The following is a 13,262-nucleotide window of genomic DNA, read 5'->3' as shown; positions in this document are numbered from 1 at the left end:
CGCCTGATGGCGCTACGCAGTCCGGTAGGCTGGAAGCACAGCGTCATCAGGTATCACCGTCAGTTAATGATCATCCCGCTCATCGTCTTCATCCGGCTGTTCCAGCACGCTGTAGGCAACAGAACAGAACAATGAGTTCAGACGCTGCATGTCGCCAAGTAATGCAAGATGCAGTGAACTGGTCTCGATACTCTGGACGTTCTGCTGATGCAGTCGATCGACGTGCGCATGCGAGTAACGACGGTTAAGAATGCGAAAACGGTGCTTGCTGCGACGCAGACGACGGGCACTGGTCACATCACCGGAGAAGAACACTGACATAGCCAGTTGCAGGTTGCTTAGTAACTGATCGTAGAGCGCATCCAGTTCTTTCAACCCTTCCAGAGAAAATGCCCGACGCGCGGCCAGCGACTTATCGGCAATTTCACTGCCCATTCGTTCAACAATATCGGAAGCCTGTTCCAGGTTGAGCGACATTTCGATAATCTCCGCCCAGCGCCGGGACTCCTCTTCCGCCAGCTCATCTTTTGGCATCCGCGCCAGATAGAGTTTGATCGCCGTGTACAACACGTTGATGTCGTCGGCCATCTTGCGCAGCTCTTTTTCTTCGCGCGGCTCGCCGTGCATTACCTTTTTCAGACCCTCCATCATCTGCTCCATTGCATCACCAATACGCAGGGCTTCACGGGCAGCATTGGCCAACGCCAGCGTCGGCGTATCCAGCGCGCTGACATCCAGATGCTTGGGTTTCAGATGGGCGTCTAATTCGGGTTCATCACGGATAATACGTTTGCAAAAGCGCGCCATCGGCTCGGCAAACGGTACCATCGCTACGCAGCGCACCAGGTTGTAGAAGACGTGAAAATAGATCACTAATTCAGATTTCGGCAGTGGCAGTTCATCCATCAGATTGGCCAGCGGATGAACGAACGGCAGAATAATCAGGCTGCCCACCAGCTTAAACAGCAGACTGCCAAGCGCCACACGGCGTGCTGCTGCATTGGCTGCGCTATTGTTCAGCATCGCCAGTAAACCGGAGCCCAGGTTCGCGCCAATCACCAGACACAAGGCGACCGGGAACGAGATAATACCCGCTGCGGTCAACGTTGCCGTCAGCAGAACCGCCGCCAGGCTGGAGTAGCTGATAATCGCGAACATTGCGCCAATCAGCGCATCAAGCATGATATCGCCGGTTAGCGAGGCGAAAATAACCTGCACTCCATTTGCCTGAGTGATCGGTGTCACCGCCTGCACAATCAGCTCCAGCGCCAGTAAGATCAGCCCCAGCCCGATGCCTACGCGCCCCAACTGTCCGACGCGGGACTGCTTACGCCCCAGAAAGAAGATCACACCAATAAAAATCAGCAGTGGCGACAGCCAGGAGAGATCAAAAGTCAGGATACGCGCCATCAGCGCGGTCCCCACATCGGCACCAAGCACAATGACCAGCGCAGGCGTGAGCGCCACCAGATCCTGGGCGACAAACGACGTCACCAGCATAGTGGTCGCGTTACTGCTTTGCACCAGTGCAGTGACGCCAATCCCCGCACAAAAGGCGAGCGGCTTCTTTTCAACACTTCGGCTAAGCACAGTGCGTAAACGGGCACCAAAGACACGCATCACACCAGTACGCACAATGTGAGTGCCCCAAACCAGCATAGCGACAGCAGAAAGCAGGTGTAGCAGAGTTAACACGGAATCAGGTTCTCCTTATATTTATATGTTCCTGAACTCATGCCTACAATGCGCACAAGTTCCCTTCAGTATAAGGGTTTAAATGTAATAAAGAGACAGGGCACTCATTGAGTGCCCTGTTTGTTGTAAAGAAAGATGACAGTTTTGTGAATCAGTCGGCGTCATAGCCCAGATTAGGCGCTAACCAACGCTCAACTTCCGCCACACTCATCCCTTTACGGAAGGCGTAATCTTCAACCTGGTCGCGCTGAATTTGTGCCACCGCGTAGTACTTACTGTCCGGATGACTGAAGTACCAGCCGGAGACTGATGCGCCAGGCCACATGGCGAAAGACTCCGTGAGTTTCATACCGGTATGCGTTTCCACATCCAATAGCTCCCAGATAGTGGCTTTCTCGGTATGTTCCGGACACGCCGGATAACCTGGTGCCGGACGAATACCCTGATAGTTCTCACGGATCAGTTCGTCATTGCTGAGATTCTCGTTCGCCGCGTAGCCCCAGTAAACTTTACGGACACGCTCATGCAGATATTCTGCAAAGGCTTCTGCCAGACGGTCGGCAATCGCTTTCACCATGATCTTGTTGTAGTCATCGTGCTGCGCCTCGAAAGCTTCAGCCAGCGCGTCCTCTTCCAGACCGCCAGTGACCGCAAAGGCACCGATGTAATCCGCCTTGCCGCTCAGTTTGGGTGCCACAAAGTCAGACAGGCAGTAGTTGGCAAAGCCGACTTTTTCCGTTTGCTGACGCAGATGATGACTCACATTCAGCACATGTGTGCGCGTTTCATCACGATAGATCTCAATGTCATCGCCGACACGGTTAGCCGGGAACAGGCCAACCACACCGCGCGGATTCAACGTTTTCTCGGCGCTGAGTTTATCCAGCATATCGTTGGCGTCTTTAAACAGACGTTTCGCCTCTTCACCCACCACTTCATCTTCCAGAATGCGTGGATATTTCCCGGCTAGCGACCAGGTCATAAAAAACGGCGTCCAGTCGATGTAATTACGCAGCGTTTCGATGCTGGCTTCAACGCTCTGCACACCGAGACGATGAGCCACCGGCGGTGTGTAGCTTGCCCAGTCGAACGCCAGATCGTTCTCACGCGCGGCAGCCAGTGTCACTGGCGGAGTACGCGGTTTCTTACGCGCATGCTGGATACGCACCGTTTCATACTCTTTACGCGTACGGGCGACAAAATCATCGCGCTGTGTATCGGACAGCAAAGCGGCAACCACGCCAACGGTGCGAGAGGCGTTCTGTACATAGACCGTTGGCCCACTGTAGTTTTGCTCGATCTTCACCGCTGTGTGCGCTTTTGACGTCGTTGCACCACCAATCAGCAGCGGGATAGTAAAGCCCTGACGTTCCATCTCTTTCGCCACATTGACCATTTCGTCCAGCGACGGGGTAATCAGCCCGGAGAGGCCAATCAGATCGGCATTCACTTCACGCGCGGTTCTGAGGATTTTCTCCGCTGGCACCATCACGCCAAGGTCGACGATTTCGTAGTTGTTGCATTGCAACACCACGCCGACAATGTTCTTGCCAATATCGTGCACATCGCCCTTCACGGTAGCGATAACCATCTTGCCGTTGCTGGAGCCTTTTTCTTTGCTGGCTTCAATGTAGGGTTCGAGGTATGCCACCGCCTGTTTCATCACTCGGGCAGATTTCACCACCTGCGGCAGGAACATTTTACCCTCACCGAACAGGTCACCAACGACGTTCATACCGTCCATCAGCGGCCCTTCGATGACCTCAATCGGGCGTGCTGCCTGCTGGCGAGCCTCTTCGGTGTCCAGTTCGATAAACTCAGTAATGCCTTTCACCAGCGAATATTCGAGACGTTTTTTCACATCCCAACTACGCCACTCCGCCTGCTGGGCGTTGGCGGTATCATCGGTTTTGCTGCCACGGTATTTTTCGGCCAGATCCAGCAGACGCTCGGTGCCGTCATCGCGGCGGTTGAGGATCACATCTTCCACCGCATCGCGTAACTCGGCCGGCAGGTCGTCATAGATCGCCAGTTGTCCGGCATTGACGATCCCCATGTCCATACCGTTACGAATGGCATAGTACAGGAACACCGCGTGAATGGCTTCGCGCACTGGATCGTTGCCACGGAACGAGAACGAGACGTTAGAGACGCCGCCAGAGATTAGCGCATGCGGCAGTTCGCGTTTGATATCTTCACACGCGCCGATAAAGTCCTGCGCGTAGTTGTTATGTTCGTCAATACCGGTCGCAACCGCAAAGATGTTTGGATCGAAGATAATGTCTTCCGGCGGGAAGCCCACCTCTTCGGTGAGAATTTTGTACGCCCGGCGACAAATCTCAATTTTACGGGCACGGGTATCGGCCTGACCCTGTTCATCAAAGGCCATAACCACCACCGCCGCACCGTAGCGTCGCAGCAACTTCGCGTGATGGATAAAGGTTTCTACACCCTCTTTCATCGAAATGGAGTTAACGATGCCTTTACCCTGAATGCACTTCAGACCTTTTTCGATGACATCCCATTTCGAGGAGTCAATCATAATCGGCACGCGAGCGATGTCCGGCTCACCGGCGATCAGGTTGAGGAAACGCACCATCGCCGCTTCGGCATCGAGCATCCCTTCATCCATGTTGATATCGATAATTTGCGCGCCACTTTCCACCTGCTGGCGGGCAACGTCCAGCGCTTCGCTGTATTTTTCTTCTTTGATCAGGCGCTTAAATTTGGCCGAGCCGGTGACGTTGGTACGCTCACCAACGTTGACGAACAGACTGTCGTCGCCAATATTCAGAGGTTCAAGCCCGGCTAAACGGCAGGCAACCGGGATTTCCGGCAACTGGCGCGGGGCCAGGCCATCAACCGCGCGGCTCATTGCTGCGATGTGTTCCGGCGTGGTGCCGCAGCAACCACCAACCACGTTCAGGAAACCCGCTTGTGCCCATTCGCGGATTTGCTTCGCCATGGTATCAGCGTCAAGATCGTACTCACCGAAGGCGTTCGGCAGACCAGCATTCGGGTGCGCGGTTACGTAGCATTCAGCAATACGTGACAGTTCCTGCACATACTGGCGCAACTCATCCGGACCTAAAGCACAGTTAAGGCCGAAGGTGAGCGCGTCGGCGTGGCGCAGTGAATTATAAAATGCTTCGGTCGTCTGACCAGAAAGCGTACGTCCTGAGGCGTCAGTGATGGTGCCGGAGATCATGATCGGCAACTCAACACCCAGTGCTTCAAACTCTGTTTTCACTGCAAATATGGCCGCTTTCGCGTTAAGCGTGTCAAAAACGGTTTCAATCAGGATCAGATCGCTACCACCTTCCACCAGCGCTTTGGTAGATTCACGGTAAGCCGCCACCAGTCCGTCAAAGGTGATATTACGGTAGGCGGGATCGTTAACATCCGGTGAGATAGACGCGGTGCGGTTAGTCGGGCCGAGGACACCCGCGACATAGCGCGGTTTGTTCGGCGTGTGTGCCGTCCATTCGTCCGCACAGGCACGTGCCAGTTTTGCCGCTTCAAAGTTGATTTCCGCCGACAGGGATTCCATCTGGTAATCCGCCATGGCGATGGTCGTGGAGTTGAAGGTGTTGGTTTCGATGATATCTGCGCCCGCTTCAAAGTAGGCGTTATGGATCGCGGTTATCACCTCCGGCTTACTGAGCACCAACAGGTCATTGTTGCCTTTCAGATCGCTCGGCCAGTCGGCAAAGCGCTCGCCGCGGAAATCCTCTTCACTCAGACGATAACTCTGGATCATGGTGCCCATACCGCCGTCCAGCACCAGAATACGTTCTTTTAACTGCTGACGTAATTGTTCAACTTTGCTACTCACACTGACTCCCGACAACGCTCAACCAGACCGAAAAAAGCTCAACGAACCATACTCGCACAAAGATTAATGACGGAAAAGCAAACAACAGCCAACATGAGACATGTTCAGCTTCACTCATCCGATCAGTACAGGAATTCTTGCATTATAATTGAATAAAACGAAAATGATTTCCACGATACAGAAAAGGAGTCTGCCATGGTTGCCACTGTCCCCGCGAAACGCGGTAGAAAACCTGCCGCCACTACTACGCCTGCAACCGGGCAGGTTCAGTCTCTGACCCGAGGCCTGAAATTACTGGAGTGGATTGCTGAGTCCAACGGCAGCGTAGCGCTGACCGAACTGGCGCAACAAGCTGGTTTGCCCAATTCCACCACGCACCGTTTGCTGACCACGATGCAGCAACAGGGTTTTGTCCGCCAGGTTGGCGAGCTGGGACACTGGGCCGTGGGCGCACATGCGTTTATCGTCGGCAGCAGCTTTTTGCAAAGCCGCAACCTGCTGGCGATTGTCCATCCGATTCTGCGTAAGCTGATGGAAGACTCCGGCGAAACAGTGAACCTGGCGGTGCTGGATCAGAGCGACCATCAGGCCATTATTATCGACCAGGTGCAGTGCACACAGCTGATGCGTATGTCTGCCCCCATTGGCGGCAAGCTGCCAATGCACGCTTCCGGCGCGGGAAAAGCATTCCTGGCACAATTAAGCGAAGAACAGGTTACTGGTCTGCTGCACCGTAAAGGCCTGCATGCTTATACTCACGCCACACTAGTCTCGCCAGTACATCTGAAAGAAGACCTCGCCCAGACGCGTAAACGTGGCTATTCGTTTGATGACGAGGAGCATGCACTTGGCCTGCGCTGCGTGGCATCGTGCATTTACGATGAGTATCGTGAGCCATTTGCCGCCATCTCTATCTCCGGACCGATTTCCCGTATCACCGACGATCGCGTTACTGAGTTTGGCGCGATGGCGATTAAAGCGGCGAAAGAGGTAACGCTGGCATACGGCGGGATTCGTTAAGGCATTTTTGTCGGGTAACGGCTACGCCTTACCCGGCCTACAAACCGGAGATCGCCGGAGCCTGATAGGCACAGCGACGTCAGGCAATTAACGCAAAATTACGCTAGTCCTGCTGATTGTAACGCACACTAAATCGTTGCTTGCGGCGGTAAGCGTAGACATCTTCCACATGTCCTTCCCGAATTCGGGTCTGCAACGCCCGCCAGTAGTCGGCACGAAACAGATCAGCGTGCATCTCTTCAAACAACGGTCCAATACGCGGATCGGCACACAGCCAGTGACGGAACTCCTCCGGGAAAACGTCACCTGGAGAAACGCTGTACCATGGCTCACTTGCCAGCTCATCCTCCGGGTAACGCGGCGGTGGGATATGGCGAAAATTCACTTCCGTCATGTAACAAATTTCATCATAGTCGTAGAACACCACACGCCCGTGGCGGGTGACACCAAAATTTTTAAATAACATGTCACCAGGGAAAATATTGGCAGCGGCTAACTGACGAATAGCGTTGCCATACTCTTCAATTGCATCCCGCAGTTGCTGCCCTTCCACCTGCTCCAGCCAGATATTCAACGGTACCATCCGGCGTTCGATATACAGATGTCGAATAACGATCTGCTCGCCAAGATCGGTTATCTTTTCAGGGACTTCCTGTAGCAGCAGTGCCATCAGCGCCGGGGCGATTTGCCGCTTATCCAATACAAAGTTCTCGAACTCCTGGGTGTCCGCCATGCGTCCGACACGATCGTGCTCTTTCACCAGTTGATAACAGGCACGGACATGGGCAGCAGACATCTCTTTCTGCGGCGCAAATTTATCTTTAATAATTTTGAATACCCGATCGAATCCCGGCAGCGTAAAAACCAGCATGACCATGCCGCGTATTCCCGGCGCCTCAATAAACTGCTCGTCGCTCCCGGCAAGATAGAGCAGATATTCGCGATAGCTTTCTGTTTTCGCATGCTTCTGACAGCCAATCGCCATATACAACTCGGCGGTGGTTTTACCGGGCAGGATCTCGCGCAGCCACTCCACTAACGCCGCAGGCAACGGGGCATAAACCATAAAATAAGAGCGGGCAAAGCCAAACACGATACTGGCTTCCGCAGCGGTTGTCAGACAGGTATCAACAAATAACTCACCTTCGTCGGTGCGGTGTATCGGCAGTAAAAATGGCAAAGTACCGGAAGGCGTTATGAGTTTCCCAACCAGCCAGGCGGCTTTATTGCGGTAAAAAAGTTCATTCGCCACCTGCAAATGGCAGCGCTGCAACACATCCGCACCAAAAGTTTCCGTCAGGTGTCCGATGATGTAATGGATATCACGAATTTTGTTCTGCCACGGCAGACGCAGAGGCAGATCGCTGAGTACCCTCGCGAGCATCGATTCCCATCCTGAATCAGGGAAAAAGTCTTTCGCCAGCGGACGTGGGATGGTTCGAAAGCGGCGTTCTGGCTGGGAGCTAAAAATAAACAGACGCTCGGGAGTCAGCGAACGATGGTCAAATAACCGACAGTAAACAGAGTTAAAAAAGCTCTCCGCAATCTCGAAGCGCGGATAGTCCGGCAATAGCCGGGTGTAATGCTCTTTGACGCGAAGTAAAAACTCCGCATTGGTACTTTTGCCGTCGGTAATACAGCGTAACTGTTCCACCACCAGGCCCACATGATGATCGTAGAGGTGGATACGGCTTTTCATCGCCTGCTGAACCGCATGCCAGTCGGCCTGTTCAAAACGCTGCTGCGCACCGGACGTCACTTCCAGAAATCGGCCATACTGCGCATCAAAGCCTTGCAGGATGGTTTGAGCAATCAGTAATTCCAGGCCACGCGACATCTTTTGCCCTCATCCAGAACCGGAGATTGCCGGATAGCGCATTCACTTATCCGGCCTACGAAGATCCGTAGGCCCGGTAAGCACAGTGCCACCGGGCATCAGGACAATCAGAACTGTGATTCTTCCGTCGACCCCGTCAGCGCAGTAACGGATGACGCACCGCCCTGAATAATGGTCGTCACTTTATCGAAGTAACCGGTACCCACTTCCTGCTGATGGGATACGAAAGTGTAACCGTCTTTCGCCGCCGCAAATTCTGGCTGCTGGACTTTCTCGACGTAGTGGCGCATGCCTTCGCCCTGCGCATAGGAATGTGCAAGATCGAACATGTTGAACCACATGCTGTGGATACCCGCCAGAGTAATGAACTGATATTTATAGCCCATGTCCGACAGCTGCTGCTGGAAGCTGGCAATGGTTTTGTCGTCCAGGTTCTTCTGCCAGTTAAACGATGGTGAACAGTTGTAGGCCAACAGTTTACCTGGATATTTAGCGTGGATCGCATCGGCAAAGCGGCGAGCCAGCTCGAGATCCGGGGTGGAAGTTTCACACCACACCAGATCAGCATACGGTGCATAGGCCAGGCCGCGACTGATTGCCTGTTCAATGCCCGCATGGGTACGGTAGAACCCTTCACTGGTACGCTCGCCGGTAATGAACTCGCTGTCGTATGGATCGCAGTCAGAGGTGATCAAATCTGCCGCGTCAGCATCGGTACGGGCAATAACCAGCGTCGGTACGCCCATCACGTCAGCCGCCAGACGTGCCGCCACCAGTTTCTGGATAGCTTCCTGAGTCGGTACCAGCACTTTGCCGCCCATATGACCACATTTTTTCACGGAGGCGAGCTGATCTTCGAAGTGAACAGCCGCTGCACCAGCCTCAATCATCGATTTCATCAGTTCGAAAGCGTTGAGTACGCCGCCAAAACCGGCTTCAGCATCAGCGACGATCGGCAGGAAGTAGTCCACATAGCGCGGATCGTTCGGTTCAATACCGGTAGACCACTGGATCTGATCCGCGCGGCGGAAGGTGTTGTTGATCCGATCCACCACTGCCGGCACCGAGTTCGCCGGGTACAGCGATTGATCCGGGTACATGCTGGAAGCCAGGTTAGCATCTGCCGCGACCTGCCAGCCAGAAAGATAGACCGCTTCAATACCGGCTTTCGCTTGCTGCAGCGCCTGACCACCGGTCAGCGCACCGAGACTGTTGATGTAGCCTTTCTTCGATTCGCCGTGCAACAGACGCCACATTTTCGCCGCTCCAAGCTGCGCCAGCGTACATTCCGGGTTGACTGAGCCACGTAATTTCACCACTTCCTCCGCGCTATATGGGCGGGTAATGCCTTCCCAGCGCGGTTGTGTCCATTCTTTTTGTAATTCTTCGATTTGTTGAGTACGGGTTTTCATGTGCAGATGCTCCATATTATGATGTGGTGAGTTAAGCCAGCAGGCGGTAACCCGGCAGGGTCAGGAAGTCGATCAGTTCGTCAGAAGTGGTGATTTGCTCCATCAGGCGCGCGGCATCGTCAAAACGCCCGCTGCTGTAGCGGTGTTCGCCCAGTTCGTCCTGAATAACCAGCATTTCTTCTGCCAGCATCTGACGGAACAGGGATTTAGTGACAGGTTTGCCGTTGCTCAGCGTTTTTTCATGGTGGATCCACTGCCAGATAGAGGTTCGGGAGATTTCGGCGGTCGCCGCGTCTTCCATCAGACCATAAATCGGCACACAGCCATTGCCGGAGATCCACGCTTCGATGTACTGCACAGCAACGCGGATATTAGCGCGCATCCCTTCTTCAGTGCGCTCACCCTCACATGGAGCGAGAAGCTGTTCTGCGGTGATCGGCGCATCTTCATCACGGGTCACGAATAACTGGTTTTTGTTTTCCCCCAGCACATCGTTGAAAATCGCCATTGCGGTATCTGCAAGCCCCGGGTGAGCAACCCAGGTCCCGTCATGACCGTTATTGGCTTCCAGCGCTTTATCCGCTTTAACTTTGTTCAGTACCTGGTTGTTACGTTCGGCGTCTTTGCTGGGGATGAATGCCGCCATACCGCCCATCGCAAATGCGCCGCGTTTGTGACAAGTTTTAATCAGCAGACGCGAGTACGCGCTGAGGAAAGGTTTATCCATCGTCACGACCTGACGATCCGGCAGAACACGATCCGGGTGATTTTTCAGCGTTTTGATATAGCTGAAAATGTAATCCCAGCGGCCGCAGTTCAGGCCCACAATATGGTCACGCAGTGCGTGCAGGATCTCATCCATCTGGAAGACAGCTGGCAGCGTTTCAATCAGCAACGTAGCTTTGATAGTTCCGCGCGGCAGGTTAAATCTGTCTTCGGCATAGCTGAAGACTTCACTCCACCAGGCAGCTTCTTGCCAGGACTGAGTCTTCGGCAGATAGAAATAGGGACCGCTGCCTTTTGCCAGCAACGCTTTATAGTTGTGGAAGAAATAGAGAGCAAAGTCGAACAGGCTGCCGGGAATCGCTTCTTCGCGCCAGGTCACATGTTTTTCCGGCAAGTGCAGGCCACGCACACGGCAAATCAATAACGCCGGATTGGGTTTCAACTGGTAAATCTTACCGGCTTCATTGGTGTAGCTGATGGTACCGTTTACCGCATCACGCAGGTTAATTTGCCCGTCGATGACTTTGCTCCATTCGGGGGCCAGTGAATCCTCAAAATCAGCCATGAAGACTTTGACGTTCGCATTCAGCGCGTTGATCACCATCTTGCGTTCAACAGGCCCGGTGATCTCTACACGACGATCCTGCAAGTCATCAGGAATACCACGAATTTTCCAGTTACCTTCACGAATGGAAGCTGTTTCCGAAATAAAATCAGGCAACTTACCGTCATCAATATCCTGCTGCTGTTGAATACGTGCAGCGAGAAGCTTATTCCGTTTTGGTGTAAATCGTGTCACCAGTTCAGTCAGAAACTCCACCGCTTCTTCAGTCAGAATTTGCTGTTCTTGCTCGCCATGCGGTCTGGTAAACACCAGCTCATTGGTTGTTGTTGCCTGTTGATTCATTGCGTAGTTCCTCGTCATTGATCCAAAACCATCCCCAATGCGAACGAAGGATCGTTGTGCGGTTTTCGTTCAGCACAACTAAGACTACTCAATTAAATTTCAAAATCAAAAACAATTTCCATTTTTAATTTAATTATCAATTAACTTATTGATAACATTAAAAATAAAAATTAATTACATGATGAGGTGCGTTTCGGAAATAAAAAAGGCACCCGAAGGTGCCTGATTCAATATGCTGAAACGCTTAAGGATCGCTGGCTACAGAAGATTAATCCAGCGTTGGATTCATGTGACGCAGATCGTATGGCGTTATCTGGTAGACGTAATAGTTGAGCCAGTTGGTAAACAGCAAATTACCATGGCTGCGCCAGGTTGCCCGCGGTTTGTTTTGCGGGTCGTCTTTCGGGAAATAGTTGTATGGAACATCCGGAGTTAAACCCGCTTCGACGTCACGAAAATATTCACTGGCCAGAGTATGGGCATCATATTCTGGATGGCCCGTCACGAATGCAATACGCTTATCTTTGCTGGCAAACAGATAGGCATCACCCTCTTCCGTCTCCGCAAAGATCTCAAGATCGGTGTAATCCCTGATAAGTGCTGCTGGAAAATCAGCATAGCGTGAATGCGGTGCCAGAAATGCGTCATCAAAACCACGCGTCAGCAAGGCATGAGGATGCAGAATATGGTGTTCATAGACGCCCGAGAGTTTGTCCGTGCGGGTTTGTTTGGGAATGCCATACAAAATATTAAGTGCAGCCTGTACCGCCCAACAGACAAACAGTGTCGACGTGACGTGGTCTTTTGCCCATTCCAGAACCTGTTTTATCTGCGGCCAGTAAGCCACATCGTTAAATTCAACCAGACCCAGCGGCGCGCCGGTCACGATCAGTCCGTCGAAGTTCTGGTCGCAGATATCCTCGAAATTACAGTAAAAGTTATTTAGATGCTCGGTAGGAGTGTTACGTGACTCACGTGCATCAATGCGTAATAGTTGAACATCCACCTGTAGCGGTGAGTTCGACAGTAAACGCAGAAACTGGTTTTCCGTTTCAATCTTCTTCGGCATCAGGTTGAGGATAAGTACCTTTAGTGGACGAATTTCCTGACCGGAAGCGCGAGATGTCGTCATGACAAAGACATTTTCCTCACGCAAGAAATTGACGGCGGGTAGCTCGTCCAGCACGCGAATTGGCATAACCTGATAACCTCACTACATACGCTTAAACGTTTAGACATCCAGATAGCTGAAGATACCCAGGAATCATACGAATGTCGAGTCTGTATGCCCAAGGTGAGAAAGTTTCACATCCCCTTGCTGTAGAATAGTGCAGTAAAGATAAAAGGAGAATGCTATGGCTCTGACCATTCGTCGTTCATGCACGGACGAAAGCGATAAGTTAGTTTCTATCTGGTGTCGTTCAGTCGATGCCACTCACCATTTTCTCTCATCTGATTACCGTATTGAGCTGGAAGAACTGGTCCGTTCGTTTTTGCCAGAAGCTCCACTATGGGTTGCGGTAACGGAACAGGATGAACCCATCGCCTTTATGCTGCTCACAGATGAACATATGGATGCCTTATTCGTCGATCCTGATGTTCGCGGATGTGGTGTGGGGAAATGGCTGGTTGAGCATGCACTGATGCTGGCCCCCAGGTTAACGACCAACGTTAATGAGCAAAATGAACAAGCCGTTGGATTCTATAAGAAGATGGGATTTAAGGTGACGGGACGTTCAGAGGTTGATGACCTTGGAAAGCCGTATCCGTTATTGCATCTCGCGTATACCGGAGAATAAGGGATTCAGTACGGTTTGTATTGCCGGACGA

8 protein-coding genes are annotated in these 13,262 nt (G+C 52.6%); 2 read left to right on the top strand and 6 right to left on the bottom strand.

Features of this window, described 5'->3' with window-relative positions:
* Window positions 1-63: 63 nt before the first annotated feature.
* Together AACS05_RS00975 and metH are read right to left on the bottom strand one after the other, a co-directional pair.
* On the bottom strand, window positions 64-1,695 hold the full coding sequence (locus AACS05_RS00975; protein WP_045438428.1) for a Na/Pi cotransporter family protein: 1,632 nt from the start codon (window positions 1,693-1,695) through the stop codon (window positions 64-66).
* A gap of 151 nt (window positions 1,696-1,846) precedes the next feature.
* Window positions 1,847-5,530, bottom strand: a complete 3,684-nt coding sequence (gene metH / locus AACS05_RS00970) for a methionine synthase (RefSeq protein ID WP_045438426.1) — start codon at window positions 5,528-5,530, stop codon at window positions 1,847-1,849.
* Between the two features lie 195 nt (window positions 5,531-5,725).
* On the opposite strand from metH, the gene iclR reads away from it, so the two are divergent.
* Window positions 5,726-6,550, top strand: a complete 825-nt coding sequence (gene iclR, locus AACS05_RS00965; RefSeq protein WP_045438423.1) for a glyoxylate bypass operon transcriptional repressor IclR — start codon at window positions 5,726-5,728, stop codon at window positions 6,548-6,550.
* A 103-nt stretch (window positions 6,551-6,653) separates the two neighbouring features.
* Here the strand turns inward: iclR and aceK are convergent, their stop codons facing one another.
* The 4 genes from aceK to metA form a co-directional block, all read right to left on the bottom strand.
* Window positions 6,654-8,387 (bottom strand): bifunctional isocitrate dehydrogenase kinase/phosphatase, encoded by a 1,734-nt coding sequence (gene aceK, locus AACS05_RS00960; RefSeq protein ID WP_045438421.1) that lies wholly within the window; start codon window positions 8,385-8,387, stop codon window positions 6,654-6,656.
* Window positions 8,388-8,494: 107 nt separating this feature from the next.
* Entirely contained in the window at window positions 8,495-9,799 is a 1,305-nt protein-coding gene (aceA, locus tag AACS05_RS00955) for an isocitrate lyase (RefSeq protein WP_045438418.1), read from the bottom strand.
* A 31-nt stretch (window positions 9,800-9,830) separates the two neighbouring features.
* Window positions 9,831-11,432 carry a malate synthase A gene (aceB, locus tag AACS05_RS00950; RefSeq protein WP_045438415.1) on the bottom strand — a complete coding sequence of 534 codons (1,602 nt, stop codon included), beginning with the start codon at window positions 11,430-11,432 and terminating at the stop codon, window positions 9,831-9,833.
* 268 nt (window positions 11,433-11,700) lie between these two features.
* A complete protein-coding gene (metA, locus tag AACS05_RS00945; protein ID WP_045438413.1) occupies window positions 11,701-12,630 on the bottom strand; it encodes a homoserine O-acetyltransferase MetA in 930 nt (309 codons plus the stop codon).
* Between the two features lie 157 nt (window positions 12,631-12,787).
* On the opposite strand from metA, the gene AACS05_RS00940 reads away from it, so the two are divergent.
* On the top strand, window positions 12,788-13,231 hold the full coding sequence (locus tag AACS05_RS00940) for an acetyltransferase (RefSeq protein ID WP_045438411.1): 444 nt from the start codon (window positions 12,788-12,790) through the stop codon (window positions 13,229-13,231).
* The last annotated feature ends 31 nt before the right edge of the window (window positions 13,232-13,262 follow it).

The sequence above is a fragment of the Citrobacter sp. S-77 genome, assembly GCF_963864895.1.
GTDB lineage: Bacteria > Pseudomonadota > Gammaproteobacteria > Enterobacterales > Enterobacteriaceae > Citrobacter > Citrobacter murliniae.
The sequence above is the reverse complement of the archived record's forward strand: the minus strand, read 5'-3'. Positions and strand labels throughout refer to the sequence as shown.